This window comes from Hymenobacter rubidus (genome assembly GCF_016734815.1).
GTDB lineage: Bacteria > Bacteroidota > Bacteroidia > Cytophagales > Hymenobacteraceae > Hymenobacter > Hymenobacter rubidus.
Genome location: NZ_JAERQF010000012.1, coordinates 62917 through 81047, shown reverse-complemented (window position 1 = coordinate 81047; position 18131 = coordinate 62917). Strand labels below are relative to the sequence as shown.

Genomic DNA, 18131 nt, shown 5'->3' with positions numbered 1-18131 from the left:
CGTTTCCAGCCCAACTTATGCAACTCCTTCGTTACGTGTGTTTAATTGGTTGCCTGGTGGCTTCCATCGGCCCTGGCCATGCCCAACAGGCGGGAGGCGCCCCGGCCGCTTTTGCCCGCACCACCATCGACCTGGATGCCGGCATGAAATGCGCGGCCGCCCACGTGCGCAGCGCCCAGCGCCCGGCCACTTCGTCGGTTTCGCACCGCGCTAAGATGGAGCGCTACGACGTGAAGTACTACAAGCTGGACGTGGCCATGGAAAATACTTCCCTGAACGTGGTGGGCTCGGTGTGGATGCGGGTGCTGGTGCGCAGCCAGGCGCTCGATTCGCTGGCGTTTGAGCTGTACCAGGCCCCGGCAGGCTCGCCTGCCGGCACGGCCACGCTGCTCATCGACTCGGTGGTGGTGAATGGGCGGCGCTCGCCCGGCATCCGCCGCTCGGGCTACGACGTGACGGCCCGGCTGGCCGCGCCTGCCGCCGCCGGCACCCTGGCCGATGCGCGCATTTACTACCACGGCACCGCGCCGAGCGGCAATTCCGCCGCCATTGGCAACGGACTGAGCACCACCAATACCGTGCACCTCGATACGTATTCCGGCGCGCCCACTTTTGCTTATAATGTGACATGGTCGCTCTCGGAGCCGTACTCGGCGCACGAGTGGTTTCCGTGTAAGCAGGTACTCACCGACAAAGCCGATTCCAGCGACGTGTGGGTGACCACCACGCTGCCCAACAAAGTGGGCTCCAACGGCGCGCTGGTGCGCACCGTGCCACTGCCCAACAACAAGGTGCGCTACGAATGGAAGTCGCGCCATCCCATTGATTATTACCTGATTTCGGTTTCAATCGCGCCCTACGTCCAGTACATCAACTATGCCCACCCGACCGGCGGGCCCACGATTCCCATCGTCAACTACGTTTACGACCAGAACTACTTAACGTACTGGCAGAACCGCATCGACCTGACGCCGGGCTTCATCGAAAACTACTCGACGCTGGCCGGTATGTACCCGTTTGCCAACGAGAAATACGGCCACACCATGGTGCCCATCTACGGCGGCATGGAGCACCAAACAATGACTTCGCAGGACGGATTCGACTTTACCCTCACGGCCCACGAGCTGTTTCATCAGTGGTTTGGCGACAACGTGACCTGCGCCGGCTGGCAGGATATCTGGCTCAACGAAAGCTTCGCTTCCTACGGCGAATACCTGTCGCTGCAAGCCTTCGATACGCCCGCCAATGCCCGCAACTGGATGAACAATGCCCACCAGTATGCCCAGTACAGCTCCGGCACCATCTTCGTGCCCGATACCACCAACGTCAACCGCATTTTTGATTATTACCTGAGCTACAAGAAAGGCGCGGGCGTCATTCACATGCTTCGGTATTTGCTGAACGACGATACCAAGTTTTTCCGGGCCCTGCGCACTTACCAAACCCAGTATGCCGGCTCTACGGCCCGCACGGCCAACCTGCAGGCTATTTTTGAGGCGGAGGCGGGCCGGTCGCTCGGCTATTTTTTCCAGCAATGGTTCCGGGGCCAAGGCTACCCCACGTTCAATGCGCGCTGGAACCAGATTGGCAGCGCCGTCGTGCTTAGGGTGAACGAAACGGCCTCGGTGCCCGGCATCACGCCTTTTTTCGATACCGACGTTGACTACCGCCTCACCTTTACCAATGGCGCTACCCAAACCGTGCGCCTGCACCAAAGCCAGCCCATCCAGTTCTTTCAGTTTGCGGCCACGGGCACGGTAGCCAGCATCGCCGTCGACCCCGACCAGTGGGTGATGGACCTGCCGGCGTCAGCCGCTGTGCGAGATAATTCGCTGGCGTTGGCCGTGCGGCCTACTGCCGGTACCTCGCCCTTGCTCACGCTCTATCCCAACCCTTGCCACGACCAGTTACAACTCACTGCTTTGCCCGCTACCAACCTCACCGCCGAGGTGCTGGATGCCACTGGCCGGGTAGTAATGCGCCAGTCTATGGCTGCTCCTCAACTCGACACGCACGCCTTGGCGCCCGGCCTCTACTACCTGCGCCTACTCAGCAAAGAGGCGGAAGTAATGGGCCGCGGGCAGTTTGTGCGGGAATAAGGCGTATGTTTTATTGCAATAGCCGTTGAAACTGTTTAGAAAGTCGGCCTCGGGTGCCTATTGGTCATCCTGAGCTCAGCGAAGGAACTTCTCACGCCAGCCTAATCGCCGTTCAGCGGTGAGAAGGTCCTTCGCTGTGCTCAGGATGACAACGGGTTTGACTTCCTAAACAGCTTCGTTGCTAAAACCGGTCGTGGTATTCCTGAATGCGGGCTTCGGTGGCCGCATCGGGCGGAGGGGCATTGAGCAGCGAAGCCAGCAACTCATCGAAAGAAGACGCGGGCGTGAAAGCTGCTTCGAGCACCGCATTGCTGGTCAGCCGGATAAATAGGGGCTGCCCATCCATCGAAACCAAGTCGACCGTGACCAGGCCGTAGCGCTGGTTGCACCGGCCGGTTTTGGGGCAGTCGGTGGGGTTGGGCTTAAAAAGCTGTTTTAGGGCCGTCTCGGTGTGTTGAGCTTTGCGATTGGTGCATTGGTCGGCACAGGCCCGGTGGTAGCCCAAGGCCAGCAATTTCTCGCCCAGGTATTCGTAAAAATGCCGAAAGTTGCCGGGCCCGATGCTGGAATCGAAGAAAAACAAGGCCCCTTCGCGGCCGCTCTCCTGCAGCAGTTGCACCCGCAGGCCACGGGCACCGGCCGCGCCGCCTTTGCGCAGGTGGTAGGCCTTGTAGTACGGCGACAGCCAGTTCAGATACACGCGTTGTTCCACCCATTGCGCGTGCCGCCGCGCCTGGGCCGCCGACAGCTTTACCGCGTGCCAGCCAGCCGAAGCTGCCGCTTTTGGACGGAACAGATTTTGAATGAAATTGAACAAAGCTTGGGAAGTTAGTGGAGTCGAAACACGGGCCCGGACAAATAGTTTCTGGAAGTGCGCTGGGCCACGGCCCGCGTTGCCAGGCCACCCGCCCTAACCCATACCGTGCCACAAAAAAAGACCGGCTTCCGCGAGGAAACCGGCCTTAGGCGTAGCGGGGCAGCTAAAGCGGCCAGAAGCATCCGTTATTTCACCCGCGTCCAGGTCTGCGACTTGCCGATAAGCGAGAAGCCGATGTAGCCTTTCACCTCCATGGTGTTGGGACTTTCCATCTTCATGTAGCAGGAGTAGGTTTTGCCGCTTTCGGGGTCATAAATTTTGCCGTCGTCCCACTTATTGTCGCTGTCGTATTTAAAGCTTTGCATGAACACCATGCCCAAACGGGGCCGGCTGCGGAGCTTGGGGTCGGGGTTTTGCGTATCGGTTTTCGGCTTGCCGGTGGCCGGGTCGTTGGGTACGGTCAAGCTCACGATTTTGCCGCAAAGCTTGTCGCCGCACTTGTAGATTTCAAACGTCGCCTTTTTCTCCGAGTTCGTCCAAACCCCAAGCGGGGACATGGTTTGGGCGGAAGCCATGCCGGCGAGGCCGAGCACTAGAGCAACGAGCAGGAGCATTGTTTTCTTCATTCTGAATTCGAGAAAGAGGTGGGTTTGTAAAGAAAAGGTAAGGGAAATTTTTGGGAGCAAGTCGTAAGGGCTTGCACGAGCCCATTGGCAAGTTTACGGCCAAGAATGAGCTATGCCAAAAAATAGCGAAAATTGCCGATTCACGGCTAAAAAAAATAGTACTGTAAATCAGGTGCAAAGCCACTATTACTGCGTTTTCGGGTAAAATACTGCCGCTGCATTTTGAACCTTAGCCGCTGCTATTAACTTTACCGCTCAGTAGTGAGTGCTACGACCCCGCTCAAGCAGCCCTAAGGTGCTGGGCCGCGCGAACGGGGCTATGTCGAACGTAAAGAAAGGAGGTACAAAATGTCTAGTAGTCCCAAACAAATCCTGCCAAGCCTGTCGAATGTCGTACGCTTCACCGCAGTACGCGCCTAACAACAGCTTCGTGGGGTAGCTCCTAAGGCTGCCCACATTCGGCCAGGTCTTATCTGAAAGACGCCGGAACTGTACCCCAGTTTCGCCGCTTGGTAAGATTTGAAGGATTAGATGCCCGGTTTGCCCAGTCGCCCTTTAGTGGGACGGCAAAGGCGAACCGGGCATCGCTGCGTCTGGCCCATTCTGAAACGGTGGCTACCGGTGGTGAGAAGCAGTTTTCACGGTCGGCTTTTTTGAGCGGGTGGCTGTTGTGGGCTTCTTGCCAACTTTGGGCTTGGACGCTAACGGTTTTTTGCGGGCAGCCGGCTTGGTAGCGCTTTTCTTTCGTACGGTGGTATGCGTGGCAATTTTTTTGCCGCCGTATTTTTTAGCAGGGAGTTTCCGGGGCAGGGCAGGAATTGGCAACTCCGAGAAAGCCAGCGGAACGGTTCGCGCCGGTAGCTTGGCTACAGGGACGGCAGTGCTGGCCGGAATGGGCACTTTGGGGCGGGATGTGGCAATTTCGCCCGGCCCCAGCACGCGCCGCACCTGCATAAAGCGCCGCTCATAATCAGAGTCTTCAACCTGACTCACCTTCACAAACGGCTCCCGGCGCGACGACGAGGCGTGCACGAAGCGCAGCGGCACCTCGCCCCGGCCCGAGATGACAATGCCCGCATGGCCGGGGGTGGTGCTGGTTTTGGCCGTGCCGGTAAATACCACAATGTCGCCCGGTTGCGCATCGGTGCGGGCCACTGGCCGGCCCACGTCAATGAGCAGCGCCGTGGAGTGGGGCACGGCCAGCCCAAAGTGCGCAAACGTGTACATGATGAACCCTGAGCAGTCGAATCCGGTGAGCGGGGAGGTGCCCGCGTACACATAGGGGGTGCCCTGTTGGGCCAGGCCAAAAGCGACGATGCTGTCGGCGCGGGCAAGTTGGCGGCGCTGTAGCGAGGTTTCGGGAACCAGGGCCACCGTGTGCGGCACCGGCATCTTGGCGGGCGGGTCGGCCCGCTTCCTGAAGCGCGGGAGCAGCAGGGCCATAGCGGCAATTAATCCCACAAAAACCAGCCACACAACGCGCATATGAAGAAAAGTAGTGAGGTGCCCAAGGCGGGTAAGCGCCACCTTAGCCCTAACGGTGTTGCCGGCTGCTAGGTTGGAGGCAACCCGCGGGGCTTACTTTGTGACCTTGCTATTCTCTAAATCTTTGCCCATGCTTCAAAACTTTAAGTATCTACTTCGTTCGGCCGCATTTACTGTGTTGATAGGTAGTGGCTTTAGCGCTCCAGCGCGGCCGCTGGCGGCGGTGCCCTCCCTGCGTTACACGCTGTCGATGCCCGCGCCTCAGTCCCATTACTTCGAGGTGAAAATGGAGCTGGGCGGCTTTCCGGCCGACTACACCGACGTTAAAATGCCCGTCTGGGCGCCCGGCTCTTATCTGGTGCGTGAATTTTCTAAGAACGTGGAAGGCTTTCAGGCCCGGACGGCTGGCGGGCAAGCCTTGTCTGTGGAAAAAATCAGCAAGAACACCTGGCGGGTGAAGCACCCCAAGCAGGCCAGCTTTCAGGTGAGCTACCGGGTGTATGCCTTCGAGCTGAGCGTGCGCACCTCGTTTATTGACGGTGACCACGGCTACCTCAACGGCAGCAGCGTGTTCATGTACCCAGCCGATAATAAGATGCTGGGCAGTACCGTGGTGGTGCAGCCCGCCGCCGGCTGGGCCCAGGTGAGCACGCCGTTGCGCCCTGGCAGTGGCAAATTCACTTACAAGGCCGCGAGCTACGACGAGCTGGCCGACTCGCCAATGGAAATTGGCAACCAGAAAATATTGGAATTCACGGCCAATGGTACCCCCCACCAGGTAGCCATGTACGGCACCTACGTGGCCGACGATGCCAAGCTGGTGGCCGACCTGAAGCGCGTGTGCGAAGAAGCGCACCGCGTAGTAGGCCAGAATCCGCTCGACCACTACCTGTTCATCGTGCACAACTTAGAGCGCGGCGGCGGTGGCCTGGAGCACCTGTACTCGACCACCTTGGAAGTGACCCGTACCACCTACGGCACCGAAGCGGGCTATAAGTCGTTTTTGGGCCTGGCGGCGCACGAGTACTTCCACCTTTGGAACGTGAAGCGCATCCGGCCGGTGGCGCTGGGGCCCTTCAACTACGACCAGGAAAACTACACGCACATGCTGTGGGTGAGCGAGGGCATGACCGAGTACTACTCCAAGCAAATTTTGGAGCGGGCGGGGGTGATTTCGCGGGATGAATACCTGGGCAAGCTGGGCAATGCCATTGGCGAAGTAGAAAACACGCCCGGCAACCGCATCCAGTCGGCCGCCGAGTCCAGTTTCGACGCCTGGATTAAGTATTACCGGCCCAACGAGAATGCCATCAATACCCAAATCAGCTACTATTCCAAAGGCGACCTGATTGGCACCTGGCTCGACCTGAACATTGCCGAAGCGACAAAAGGCGAGAAGCACTTGGACGACGTATTTCGCCTGCTCTACGACACATACTACAAGAAGGCGGCCCGCGGCTTCACCGACCAGGAATACCAGGACGCGGTAGCCACGGTAGCGGGGCGCCGCTTCGACGAGTTCTTTCAAAATAGCGTGTACGGCACCAAACCCATTGATTTTGCCACGGCCCTCGGCTATGCTGGCCTGGGCCTCACCAACAACCCGCTGACCACCGACGGCACGCTGGGGGCCAACTTCTCCAACCGGACCGGCAAGCTGCTCGTGACCAGTGTGCTGCGCGACGGCGCGGCCTGGAACACCGGCCTCAGCGCGACCGATGAGGTGCTGCTTATCAACGGCGCCGCGCCCAGCGACGAAACCGTGAAAGCCCTCATTTCCACGCCCGTTGGCACCGATGTGAAGCTGCAGGTGCGCCGCGACGGCCTCACCCGCGACATCACCCTGCGCGCCCTGCCCAACACAGACCGTAAGTTCACTATTCAGCCCTTGCCCAATGCCACGGCGGCGCAGCAAAAGTTGCTGGCTAGGTGGCTAGGGAAGTAGTAACCGGGCGGCGCCGGTACGCCGCCTTCGGTGCTCCTTTCGGGAGGCCGGGGCGTGGCGTTTAGGGAAAAGGAGCGTTACTTTACTACTATGAGTAGTGATGGGCAAGCACTCGTTCGAGAATATGTAGACGCGGCCTTGGCCTATTTGGCCGCCCACGAGTTGATGCGGCAGCCCGCAGTTTTCGTGGATGCCGCGATGCTGGATTCTGCGCGACCGATAACGGCGGGCTGGGGAGGCGACTGGGCTGCCTGGAAGCCCATCGCCAGTACCGCTACCGAGGCGGATATCCACGAGTTGGAAGCTGCCATCGGCCACTCCTTCCCTCCGTTGTATGTCGAACTCTTGCGGTACCGCCACTTCTATGAACTGGATGATGCGGCGGGCATCTCGTTTATCATGCACGACGTTAAAGAGTGGAAAGCAAGCCTATGGGACCATTACTTCTTTTTACAAGAACCGAGCACCCTTCGGCAGCAGAACTATATTCCATTCGCGTATGACCCGCAGTTGAAAAGCCTTTGCTTCGACTTCAACCGCCGCACGTCGGACGGGCAAGATTGTGCGGTGGTGTGCATCCTGAACAGCTACCAGAACCCAGCGCCCACGCAATTGCTATATATCTCGTTTTTCGACCTGCTGCTGGACATGCGTGCTGCACAAGTGCAACGGGACGCACCTGACGACTAGACCGACAAATTCGCGAAGTAGGTTTACGATAAGGGTAGTTCAACCCTAATGAAGAACCCTTGCCATCGACCACGGCAAGGCTCCGGACCTGGCGAACCGCCGTGCCCAAGGAACCAGCACTAGCTAGTAGGCTAGGACTCGGCCAACGGGCTCGCGCCCGGCAGCCCGCAACTGCCACTCAGCCTCCGCACATCAGCCGGGGAGACTCTGTAGGCTCCGCCAATACTGTTGTGGCCTTTGGGGCACCGGGTGAGAGGCCGGGGCGTGGCGTTTGGGGGAGCGAGAATTAGCATCATCATTCGTCCCGGGCTCCAATGCCGTTTCTGGCTTGTGCTGGACACTGCTAACTTTCCCAGGCGATGTAGTCCACCTTCCCGTGCTCGTCGGTGTTGACCGCCAGCACTTGATTGGACGGCTCTGCCGCTAGGTAGAGGGCATAATCAAAAGTGGCAAACTGTTCCGCGTCGTACTTGCCATCGGGGTAGAGGCCGACCCGGACGAGCTTCAATTCTTTCAGCAGCCGAAACGCGCGGGCGTCGGGTGACGTCTCACCGGGCAGCAAAGCAGAGAGCTCTGCTTCGTCGAGTTCGTCAAAATAAAAAGTGATGTGCTCGGCTGTTTCGCCTTCTGCGGTAAAATCTCGTTCCAGCGCGGCGTGGTTGTGTACGTCCCAGCGGTCCAGGTTGTTCAAGAAATTTTGGATGGAGCGGAGGCTCTCTTGACCGATGGTTTTGTGTTCAAAGTTGAGGTCTAGGCTTACCGTCAAGTCCTTCACTACAGCCGTGATGTGGTAGTATTCTTCCAGCTGGGTCGGGTTAATTTCACCGAAATAGGGGAGCACGCAATTCATGTGTTCAGTGGTGAGTGGAATATGGTGCAAGAGACTCCAAAGGTGCTACAGGAGCTATACCAGAGGCCAGTAGGTTTAGGAGGACGGCGGTGGTTTAAGTCTGTTTAAATTAGGGCCGCCTTGGTTCAAATGTAAATGAAAACGCCCTCGGTATACACCGGGGGCGTTTTCATTATCTTGTAAAAAATAGTCAGCTTTATTTAATGCGCTTGAGGGCCACTTCTCGCACCGGCGCAATGACCATGGGGACTTTTTCCACCTTCACCGAAGAAGTGTCCAGGCCAAAGTACTGGTCCTCAGAAGCAATGAACTGGCGGATATAGAAGTAGGCCTGCATCACCAGTTTTTCCAGCGTCGGGAAGTCGTTCTCGATGCTGAGAAATTTTTCCAGCACCACAAAGCGGAAGTCGCCGGTAACGTGCTGCTTGTTAAGCGACTCGTAGCGCGAGGTGATGTCCACTTCCTTGTTGCGCACCAGGTCCTCAATCACCTTGCGGAAGTAGAGGTTGATGCGCTGCTGCACCCGGAAACCCAGCCGGAAATTGATGCGGAACACGTCGTCCTTGGCCACTTCGGTCACTTTGTATTCCATCGTGTACGGCTCATCGGTCGTGTCTACGTGGATAAACCAGTAAATGTCAGCCCGTTTGGGGCGCTTCTGGAAAATGGAGTAGATGATTTTTTGCTCGATTTCGCTGCTACGCTCGGCCGAAGTCAGGAATACCAGGTGCGTGGAGTACTTCGGAATGGTATCGTCGTCGCTAAGTTGTTTCAGGGCATCCACGTAGGGCTCCAGCCGCACAAATTCGGTGAGCCGGCGCTTGATGTAAAAGGCCTTCAGCCACACGTACATCACCGCCATCAGCGTGCCGCCAATGGCCAGCGATACCCAGCCGCCGTGCGGAAACTTGCGCATGTTGGCAATGAGAAACGAGCCCTCGATGATGCCATAGAGCGCAGCAAAGCTGAATACGAGTACCGGCGACACCTTTTTAGCTTTCAGCCAAACGGTGAGCAGGATGGTCGTCATCAGCATGGTGAGTGTGATGGCCAGGCCGTAGGCCGCTTCCATGTTGGTCGATTCCTGGAAGTAGAGCACCACCCCGATGCAGCCCAGCAAGAGCAGCCGGTTCATGCTCGGCACGAAGAGCTGGCCCTTCACGTCGGTGGGGTAGTTCAGCTTCACTTTGGGCCACATATTGAGGCGAATGGCCTCGGCTACCAGCGTGAAAGAACCCGTGATGAGGGCCTGCGACGCAATGATGGCGGCAATGGTGGCAATGCCAATGCCGATGAGCAGGAACCACTGCGGCATGAGGGCATAGAAGGGGTTGCGGCCGTCGAGCTTCTCGCCCAGGTGGGCCAGCAGCCAGGCGCCTTGCCCCAGGTAGTTGAGCAGCAGCGTGCTCTTCACAAAGGTCCAGCTGATGCGAATGTTGCCCTTGCCGCAGTGGCCCAGGTCGGAGTAGAGGGCCTCGGCCCCGGTGGTGCACAGAAACACCGAGCCCAGCAGCCAGAACCCGCCCGGGTAGCGCACCAGCAGGTCGTAGGCATAGTAGGGGTTAATGGCCTTCAGAATAACCGGGTTCTGCACCACCCAGCTAATGCCCAGTACGCCCAACATGGTGAACCACAAGAACATTATCGGTCCGAAGGCTTTGCCAACTATCTGGGTGCCAAAGCTCTGAAGCAGGAACAGGCCGGCGATGATGCCGATAACAATGTAAACGATGACGCCCTGCGTCAGGGAAGGATACACGGCTTTCAAGCCCTCGATGGCCGAGGATACTGAAATAGGCGGCGTAATCACGCCATCGGCTAGCAGCGAGGCCCCGCCAATAATGGCCACCGCTGAGAGCCAGGCACCCCGCCGCCGCACCAAGGCATAAAGCGAGAAAATGCCGCCCTCGCCGTTGTTATCGGCGTTGAGGGTCAGCAGTACGTACTTGACCGTGGTTTGCAGCGTAAGCGTCCAGATAACGCAGGAGATGCCGCCCAGCACCAAGTGGGCATCAATCATATCGGGCACCGTGGCGCCCTTGAGGATGGACGACATCACGTAGAGCGGCGAGGTGCCGATGTCGCCGTAAATAATGCCCAAGGCAATAAGCAGCCCTGCGCCGGAAATGGCGGTGTGCGAATGTTTAGAATCCATGCGAAAGGGTAAAGACGAGAACCAGACTTACAGCTACAAATCGATTACGGGGCGCGAAGGTAACAGGGAAGCCACTGGAATGCGCTTACGTCATCGGCCCGTTAAAGTAGCATTAGTTGAAAGCCAGCGGGTTATTATTTGCTTGCTCCGCCTTTTCGGCCGCTGCTTGGGCCGCCAGCGCGGCCTGCCGCCGTGCCTCATCGGCTGCCGCCAGCAAAGCGGCGGCTTCGCGGGCGGCGTGGTCGTGCACCCGGAAAATGCGCTGGTTCACCTCCGCCATCAAGCGTTGCCAGGGCGGCGTTTCGCCGGGCAGGGCAAAGTTGACCACCTCGCGGCCCAAGCGGTGCAGGCGCAACCGGTTGGTGCCGCGGTGCCCGTAGGCCAGCAGCAGGGCCGTGAGGGCCATGCCCAGCATGGCGGGCCCGGTACGCAGCCAGTTTTGCAGAAAGGCAATCATCACAAACGCCAGGCCCAGCCCACCCAGCAAGTACCACAAAATCCATTTCACGGGGGTGATTTCGGCTCGTTCCAGCTCCAGCAGCAGAAATTCTTGGTCGAGCACCCGGATGGTTTTGTCGGTGACCTCCACGCGGCCATCGTTGCTGCGCAGGGGCGGGAGCGGGGGGAGCGGCGGTAGGGCCGGGGGCTCCTGAACGACGGACAAGTGGAACGTTCTATCGGGCATCGGCGCTGGTGTTGCGGCAGCGTCGGGCGCGGTCAGCAACGCGGCCCCGGAAGGGGGTTCCAGGTCCGCGTTGCTGACCGCGGGAGGCTGGGTTTCGAGGTCGTGCATGTGCTCAGAAACAGCCAAGTGGGTTGTGGAAGGCCGCGACCAAAGGGGAACGGCCGTGGTGGTCGGGGCGGAAGCTGTGGCAGCGCCCGCCCCGACACGCCCTCAGTTGTTCACTTTCAACAGCTCCACGTCGAAAATCAGTGCCGTGTCGCCCGGAATGTCGCGGCCCGCGCCCCGTTTGCCATAGGCCAGGTCGGAGGGGATGTAGAGGCGGTATTTCGAGCCTTCGGGCATTAGTTGCAGGGCTTCCGTCCAGCCGGCAATCACCCCGTTAACGGGGAAGGTGGCGGGCTGGCCGCGCTGGTAGCTGCTGTCGAACACCGTACCGTTGATGAGGGTACCGTGGTAGTGCGTCGTTACCGACGAACGCAGGGTAGGCTTGGGGCCGGTGCCCTGCGTGATGACTTCGTACTGCAGCCCGCTTGGCAGGGTGGTTACGCCAGATTTCTGGGCATTTTGGGCGAGGAAGGCTTCGCCTTCGGCTTTGTTGTTCATGGTATTATCGTCTGAATTGGTGTCGTCTTCGGCGCCGCCCATCTGCTCCTGGAGCTGCTGCATGGCGGCCTGCATCTGCTCCTGGGTCAGGCGGCTGGGAAGGCCCTGCAAGCCTTCTTTGAGGGCACCGGCCAGGGTGTCAACGTCCAGGTCGAGGCCCTGTTGGGCAAAGTTGCGGGCCAGGTCGCGGCCAATGATGTAGCTCACCTGAGCTTGGTGGGAATCGAGGTTCATAAAACCAAGGAATGGGGGTTGGGCCGCGGCCGGGCGTGGTTGGCACGAGGGCCGGCAGCCGGTGAAAAAATAGCTCAACGGGTTACGCCGTTGCCGGGCCAAGGTTCCAAAAGCCGGGCCGAACCAGAACAGTCAGCCGCAATGGCCGAGTGCCCGGTTGCGCCCACAACAAAAAAGCCCGGCTCGGGGGCCAGGCTTTCGGATGAATACGGGGTTTGCGCGCGCCACTGCCCCAAAAGAGGGCTAGCAGTAGTGGGAATGGTCGTCGTCGCTGTCGAAGAAAAACGTCAGGTCGAGGTCGGCCAGTTTGGCAGCCAGGTAGCTCACGCCACCCAAAAGCAGCAGCGAGGAAAACGAAAAGGCAGTGGTCTTTTTCATAAGTATACGTGAAATAGCCTAAAGGGTCATTCTGGTGCAAAGATACGTTGAGAAAGCGAATATGTTATGCATGCAGCATAAAAATCAGGTTTTTGCTACAAATATTAATGTAAAAGAGATAATTGCGAATATATTGCTTAAGCATATGCCTCACTTTTGCACTGTTCATTAACTGGTTCACAATATGGAGCTTCGAATACAAAACCTTTCTAAAACGTACAGCAACGGCGTGCGGGCCCTGCGCAATGTTTCACTCAGCATCCCCAATGGCATGTTCGGCCTGCTGGGGCCCAACGGTGCGGGCAAAAGCTCGCTCATGCGCACCATTGCTACCTTGCAGGAGCCCGACAGCGGCAGCATTACGCTCGGCGACATCAACGTACTGACTCAGAAGGATGCCGTGCGCCGGGTGCTGGGCTACCTGCCGCAGGAGTTTGGCCTCTATCCCAGCATCTCGGCCGAGGTGCTGCTCGATTATTTCGCCGGCCTCAAAGGCATCCGGGACGCCGCTGAGCGCAAGCAGGCCGTGGAAAGCCTCTTGCAGCAAACCAACCTGTGGAACGCCCGCAAAAAAGCCGTGGGCGGCTACTCCGGCGGCATGCGGCAACGCTTCGGCATTGCGGTGGCGCTGCTGGGCTCGCCGCAGCTCATTATTGTGGATGAGCCCACCGCCGGCCTCGACCCGACGGAGCGCAACCGGTTTCTGGATTTGTTATCGGAAATTGGTGAGAATGTGGTGGTTATTTTGAGTACGCACATTGTGGAGGACGTGACCGAGCTGTGTCCCAACATGGCCATTATTGCGGCCGGCGAGGTGGTGGCCACGGGCTCGCCCAACGACGTGATTGGTGAAATCCGGGGCAAGGTGTACCGCACCAAAACCGAGAAAGCCGCCTTGGCGCAACTCAAATCCGAGCACCAGGTGATTTCCTCAAAACTGGTGGCGGGGCAGCCCATCGTGCGGGTGTTCAGCGAGCAGCCCATCGACGGACAGTTCCAGCCCGCCGAGGCCACGCTGGAGGACGTGTATTTCCACCGGCTGGCGCAGCGGGAGAAAGCGGCTGTTAGTGCTTAATCTGATAATCTGAACATTAAGCTGATAACCGGAACGTCAGGCTGAGCGGAGCCGAAGCATCTCTGCCTCGAAAGTAAACCCTTTCGATGTAGTTGGTTGCTTGGTAGAGATGCTTCGGCTGCGCTCAGCCTGACGGCCTCTTATAAGCCCTAAGAATAAACTTCATGTTCGCACACATCTTCCGTTTCGAGCTGCGCTACCGGTTCACCCAGCCCAGCACGTACTTGTATTTTGGCGTTTTCGCGCTGTTCGGGTTTCTTTCCCAAACCGTTGATGATTTCGGATTTGCCAGTGCCAAAGTCCACGTCAACTCGCCCGATGCGTTGGCGCAGCTGCATTTCGTTGCCTCTATTTTGGGCATGTTTGTGACGGCGGCCATCCTGGGTACGCCCATTTATCGCGACGACAAGGACGGCATGACCGGCCTGGTGTACACCACTTCCATCACCAAGCCGGCTTATCTGGCGGGGCGTTTCCTGGGTTCGCTGCTTGCTATCTGGTTCATTATGGCCGGGATATCGGCAGGGGCGCTGCTGGGCATGCTCATGCCGTGGGTGGAGGCCGACAAGCTGGGCCCGGTGATGCCGCTGGCGTTGCTGGCCCCGCTGGTGTTCGGGGCTTGGACGAATGCGCTGTTTGCCGGCTGTATCTTCTTCGCTGCGTACCTGGCGTTTCGTTCGCCGTTGGTGGTGTATCTGGGGGGGATTGTGCTGTTTGTGCTCTACCAGTTATCGTTCACTTTTTCCAGCAAGGTCAGCAGCGACCACCTCTTTGCCCAGCTCGACCCGTTTGGGCTGGCGGCCAAAAGCATTGATGCCAACTATTGGACCATTGCCGAGCGCAACACCAGGCTGCTGCATTATTTCGGTGGCGAAATCATCCAGAACCGCTTGCTGTGGAGTGCCATTGGGCTGCTGATTTTAGGCGTGGCCTGCGTTCTGTTTCGCCTTGGCCAGGCCAAAACGCGGGTGAAAAAGCAAGCCCCCGAGGCCGCGCCGGTCGCGGGGAGCGCCGGGGGGCTGCGCCGCTCCCCGCAGGCGTTTGGCAGCGGCCTGGGCTTCTGGCAGCTCCGCCAAATGGCAAAGGTGCAGCTCCAGAACGTGGTGCGCGCCTGGCCGTTTCGGGTGCTGGCGCTGCTGGGGGTGGTGTTCGTGCTTTTCAACGCCTACTACACCTACCAGGACACGCGCGGCATTCAGATGCCGGTGACTTACCTGATTCTGAAGATGCTGAATGATAACTACACGCTGTTTCAGCTGCTTATCATCACCATTTACGCCGGCGAGCTGGTGTGGCGCGAGCGGGACACGCGCCTGCAGCTGGTGTTCGATGCGCTGCCCTTCTCCACTTGGGTACCGTTTTTGAGCAAGCTGCTGGCGCTGTTTGCTGTGCAGGTTCTGCTGACGTTGGTCATGGACCTGGTGGGCATCGGGATTCAGTTGTACCGGGCTCCGGGGCTGTTCGAGCCGCTGCTGTACCTGAAAGATTTTACCTTACAACTGGCCAATCTGGCCGTGCTCTGCGTGCTGGCCATGACCGTGCAAACGGTGGCCAACAACAAGTACGTGGGCCACGCCGTGATGATGGTGTACTACGGCGTGGTGTTTCTGCTGGCCGATGCGCTGGGCCTGCACCACGCGCTGCTCAAGTTTGGCGCGTCGGTGCCCTACACGTATTCGGACATGAATGGCTACGGGCACCTGGTGGCCCCGCTGCTGGCCATCAACGCCTACTACCTGGCCGGGGCGCTGCTGCTGCTGCTGCTCGCGGGCCTGCTTTGGGTGCGCGGCAACGACACCAGCCTGCGTGCCCGGGGCCGGCTCTACGGGCAGCGGCTGCAGGCGCCCGGGCTGCGCTGGGCGCTGGCGGGGGCGCTGGGGTTGTTTGTTGGGGCCGGCGGCTGGGTGTTTTACAACACCAACGTACTCAACCAATACGTGACGCCCAAAGGGCTGGAAGCCCGCCAAGCCAACGCCGAACGTGCGTACAAGCGCTACGAAAAGCTGCTGCAACCCAAGATTGTGGCTATCAATCTGAACGCCGACTTGTACCCCACGGCCTCGCCGCGCGGCTTTCGCATGGCAGGGACCTACACGCTGCGCAACAAGGAAAAGCGGGCCCTCGACACCCTTTTTATTAGCTACGACGCCAGCCCCAGCATCACGAACTGCCTGAGCCTGAACCGGGCCGCTCAGGTGCTGCACGACGACCCCGTGGCCGGCGTGCGCCTCTACCGTCTGGCCCAGCCGCTGGCCCCCGGCGACTCGCTCGACCTGCGCTTTGATGTGGCCTATCGGGCCCAGGGCTTCACCTCGCGCCTGAAAGGCAACGGCGTGTTCGACTGGGCCAGCATTTCGCCCGAGGACCGCCTCACGGCGAACGGTACTTTCCTCAACGACCCCGGCCTGCACATCGGCTACCAGCCCGGCTCGGAGCTTGATGACGACAACGTGCGTCAGCGCAACCGGCTCAAGCCCAAGGACCGCGCCCTGAAACTGAACGACCCGCGCGGCCGCAACCAAGCCGATTTTGGCCCCGATGGCGACTACCTGCGCTACCAGGCCACCGTCAGCACCGACCCCGACCAGATTGCCATGACGCCCGGCTACCTGCAGAAAGAATGGCTGCAAAACGGCCGCCGCTACTTCCGCTACCGCATGGACCAGCCCATGCTGCCCATGATTTCGGTGCTCTCGGCCCGCTACCAGGTGCACCGCGAAAGCTGGCAGCCGCCCGCCGGTGGCCCGCCCGTGGCCATCGAAATCTACCACGACCCCAAGCACCCCTACAACGTGGCCCGCATGGCCGAGGCCTTGCGCAAAGCCCTGCCGTACTACACGGCGGCCTTTGGGCCGTATCAGTACCGCCAGATTCGGGTGCTGGAGTTTCCGCGCTACAAGTCCTTCGCCCAGAGCTTCCCCAACACGGTGCCGTTTTCAGAAAGTGCGGGCTTTATTGATGATTTGCGCGATAAGAGCAAGCCGGACCTGGCCTTTTTCATCACCAACCACGAGCTGGCGCACCAGTGGTGGGGCCACCAAGTAGTGGGTGCCAATGTGCAGGGCAGCAGCATGCTGATAGAATCCCTGGCCGAGTACTCGGCCATTATGACGGCCAAGCACGAGTTTACGCCCGCGCGGATGCAACAGTTCATGCGCCGCGAGCTGGACAACTACCTGCGCGGCCGCCGTCAGGAGCGCAAAAAGGAGCAGCCGCTCATGCTGTGCGAAAACCAGCCCTACATCCACTACTACAAGGGCGGCATGGTGTTTTACGCCCTGCAGGACTACATCGGCGAAGACAAGCTGAACGGTGCGCTACGTGCTTTCCTCGCCAAAAACCGCTACCAGACCCGCCCGTACCCGAACTCGGCCGACCTGCTGGCCTACCTGCACCAAGCCACGCCCGACTCGTTGCAATACTTATTGCGCGACATGTTCGAAACCATTACGCTCTATAAAAACGAGCTGAAAACCGCCACCTACACGCCGCGCCCCGATGGCAAGTACGACGTCAGCCTCACCATCAAGGCCGACAAGCTGCGCGCCGACAGCCTCGGCAACGAAAAGTCCATCCCGATGGCCGACTACCTCGAAGTTGGCGTTTTCGGGCCCGATAAATCGGATGGCGAAGCCTGGGACGTGCGCGGCAAGCCCTTGTACCTGAAGAAAGTAAAAATCACCACGCCCGAAACCACCCTCAACTTCGTGGTGAACGAAAAGCCTGCCAAAGCCGGCGTTGACCCGTATCAGAAGGTGATTGAGCGGTATTATTACGACAACGTGAAATTCGTGGACGAGAAGAAAGCCGGCTCCAAGCCCGTGGCAGTGAAGTAAGCTGTAGCGTGGACGCTGCGAGTCCGGGCATCGTTTGGCAGGCGGTTCGCTCAGGCGCGGACTCGCAGCGTCCACGCTACAGCCCAAAATCCGCCACCTCCCGCACCTCACCGGCCGCCAAATCTCCTAGCCAGATGCCGGCCACCCGCACCCGCACCAGCCGGAGCGTTGGGAAGCCCACGGCGGCCGTCATCTTCCGAATCTGGCGGTACTTGCCCTCGGTGAGGGTGATGGACACCCAGGAAGTGGGGCCGTGGCGGTCGTCGCGGATTTTGCGGGTGCGGGGTGCGAAGGCAGGCGGAGGGTTGAGGCGACGGGCGGCGCAGGGGCTGGTCTGGTATTTCACGCCGTGAATTCCGATTTCGACGCCGGCTTGCAGCAGCGCGATGGCCTCGTTTGTCATCAGGCCGTCGACCTGGCAATAGTATTCTTTCTCCACTTTCCGGCTGCGCACCCGCTCGCTCATGCGGCCGTCGGTGGTGAGCAGGAGCAGGCCTTCGCTGTCCTCGTCGAGCCGGCCAATGGCCATGATGCCTTCGGGAAAATTGTGGAATTCGCCCAGCTTTTTCTTCTTGGCCTCGCCCGCAAACTGGCTGAGGTAGCCGTAGGGCTTGTGGATGAGGAAGTGGGGCATGGCCAGGATGAAAGAGGCA

General features: G+C 59.4%; 14 protein-coding genes. 5 read left to right on the top strand and 9 right to left on the bottom strand.

The features are described 5' to 3' along the window. Positions 1-17 precede the first annotated feature (17 nt). A complete protein-coding gene (locus tag JKL48_RS10740; protein WP_201982254.1) occupies positions 18-2099 on the top strand; it encodes a M1 family aminopeptidase in 2082 nt (693 codons plus the stop codon). A gap of 181 nt (positions 2100-2280) precedes the next feature. Here the strand turns inward: JKL48_RS10740 and JKL48_RS10735 are convergent, their stop codons facing one another. From JKL48_RS10735 to JKL48_RS10725, 3 genes are all read right to left on the bottom strand, one after another. Continuing rightward, on the bottom strand, positions 2281-2916 hold the full coding sequence (locus tag JKL48_RS10735) for a hypothetical protein (protein WP_201982252.1): 636 nt from the start codon (positions 2914-2916) through the stop codon (positions 2281-2283). A 185-nt stretch (positions 2917-3101) separates the two neighbouring features. Then, positions 3102-3530, bottom strand: a complete 429-nt coding sequence (locus tag JKL48_RS10730) for a DUF2147 domain-containing protein (protein ID WP_236668723.1) — start codon at positions 3528-3530, stop codon at positions 3102-3104. A gap of 627 nt (positions 3531-4157) precedes the next feature. After that, a complete protein-coding gene (locus tag JKL48_RS10725) occupies positions 4158-4985 on the bottom strand; it encodes a C40 family peptidase (RefSeq protein ID WP_201982245.1) in 828 nt (275 codons plus the stop codon). 172 nt (positions 4986-5157) lie between these two features. Between JKL48_RS10725 and JKL48_RS10720 the strand changes: the two genes are divergently transcribed. Together JKL48_RS10720 and JKL48_RS10715 are read left to right on the top strand one after the other, a co-directional pair. Further along, the gene (locus JKL48_RS10720) at positions 5158-6972 is read left to right on the top strand and encodes a M61 family metallopeptidase (protein WP_236668722.1); all 1815 of its coding nucleotides are present in this window, start codon (positions 5158-5160) and stop codon (positions 6970-6972) included. A gap of 138 nt (positions 6973-7110) precedes the next feature. Further along, entirely contained in the window at positions 7111-7662 is a 552-nt protein-coding gene (locus JKL48_RS10715) for an SMI1/KNR4 family protein (protein WP_201982243.1), read from the top strand. Positions 7663-8005: 343 nt separating this feature from the next. Here JKL48_RS10715 and JKL48_RS10710 read toward each other — a convergent pair whose 3' ends face one another. The 5 genes from JKL48_RS10710 to JKL48_RS23410 form a co-directional block, all read right to left on the bottom strand. Continuing rightward, positions 8006-8542, bottom strand: a complete 537-nt coding sequence (locus tag JKL48_RS10710; protein WP_201982242.1) for a DUF2004 domain-containing protein — start codon at positions 8540-8542, stop codon at positions 8006-8008. Between the two features lie 166 nt (positions 8543-8708). Then, positions 8709-10667, bottom strand: coding sequence for a KUP/HAK/KT family potassium transporter (locus JKL48_RS10705; RefSeq protein WP_201982240.1), 1959 nt, complete (start codon positions 10665-10667; stop codon positions 8709-8711). 112 nt (positions 10668-10779) lie between these two features. After that, positions 10780-11460, bottom strand: a complete 681-nt coding sequence (locus JKL48_RS10700; protein WP_201982238.1) for a hypothetical protein — start codon at positions 11458-11460, stop codon at positions 10780-10782. A gap of 102 nt (positions 11461-11562) precedes the next feature. Next, complete coding sequence (locus JKL48_RS10695; RefSeq protein ID WP_201982237.1) at positions 11563-12189, bottom strand: FKBP-type peptidyl-prolyl cis-trans isomerase; 627 nt, start codon at positions 12187-12189, stop codon at positions 11563-11565. Between the two features lie 243 nt (positions 12190-12432). Beyond that, on the bottom strand, positions 12433-12567 hold the full coding sequence (locus JKL48_RS23410) for a hypothetical protein (RefSeq protein WP_262895993.1): 135 nt from the start codon (positions 12565-12567) through the stop codon (positions 12433-12435). Positions 12568-12751: 184 nt separating this feature from the next. Here JKL48_RS23410 and JKL48_RS10690 point away from each other — a divergent pair, with 184 nt between their 5' ends. Together JKL48_RS10690 and JKL48_RS10685 are read left to right on the top strand one after the other, a co-directional pair. Next, a complete protein-coding gene (locus tag JKL48_RS10690; protein WP_201982235.1) occupies positions 12752-13642 on the top strand; it encodes an ABC transporter ATP-binding protein in 891 nt (296 codons plus the stop codon). Positions 13643-13806: 164 nt separating this feature from the next. After that, entirely contained in the window at positions 13807-17478 is a 3672-nt protein-coding gene (locus tag JKL48_RS10685; RefSeq protein WP_201982233.1) for an ABC transporter permease/M1 family aminopeptidase, read from the top strand. A 76-nt stretch (positions 17479-17554) separates the two neighbouring features. Here the strand turns inward: JKL48_RS10685 and JKL48_RS10680 are convergent, their stop codons facing one another. Continuing rightward, positions 17555-18112 (bottom strand): pseudouridine synthase, encoded by a 558-nt coding sequence (locus JKL48_RS10680; RefSeq protein WP_201982231.1) that lies wholly within the window; start codon positions 18110-18112, stop codon positions 17555-17557. Between the last annotated feature and the right edge of the window lie 19 nt (positions 18113-18131).

Bases quoted from the DNA above. Each gene is read 5' to 3' on its own strand.
- JKL48_RS10740 (WP_201982254.1), top strand. From the start codon at position 18: ATGCAACTCCTTCGTTACGTGTGTTTAATTGGTTGCCTGGTGGCTTCC.
- JKL48_RS10730 (WP_236668723.1), bottom strand. From the start codon at position 3,530: ATGCTCCTGCTCGTTGCTCTAGTGCTCGGCCTCGCCGGCATGGCTTCC.
- JKL48_RS10725 (WP_201982245.1), bottom strand. From the start codon at position 4,985: ATGGCCCTGCTGCTCCCGCGCTTCAGGAAGCGGGCCGACCCGCCCGCC.
- JKL48_RS10720 (WP_236668722.1), top strand. From the start codon at position 5,158: ATGCTTCAAAACTTTAAGTATCTACTTCGTTCGGCCGCATTTACTGTG.
- JKL48_RS10705 (WP_201982240.1), bottom strand. From the start codon at position 10,667: ATGGATTCTAAACATTCGCACACCGCCATTTCCGGCGCAGGGCTGCTT.
- JKL48_RS10700 (WP_201982238.1), bottom strand. From the start codon at position 11,460: ATGCACGACCTCGAAACCCAGCCTCCCGCGGTCAGCAACGCGGACCTG.
- JKL48_RS10695 (WP_201982237.1), bottom strand. From the start codon at position 12,189: ATGAACCTCGATTCCCACCAAGCTCAGGTGAGCTACATCATTGGCCGC.
- JKL48_RS23410 (WP_262895993.1), bottom strand. From the start codon at position 12,567: ATGAAAAAGACCACTGCCTTTTCGTTTTCCTCGCTGCTGCTTTTGGGT.
- JKL48_RS10690 (WP_201982235.1), top strand. From the start codon at position 12,752: ATGGAGCTTCGAATACAAAACCTTTCTAAAACGTACAGCAACGGCGTG.
- JKL48_RS10685 (WP_201982233.1), top strand. From the start codon at position 13,807: ATGTTCGCACACATCTTCCGTTTCGAGCTGCGCTACCGGTTCACCCAG.
- JKL48_RS10680 (WP_201982231.1), bottom strand. From the start codon at position 18,112: ATGCCCCACTTCCTCATCCACAAGCCCTACGGCTACCTCAGCCAGTTT.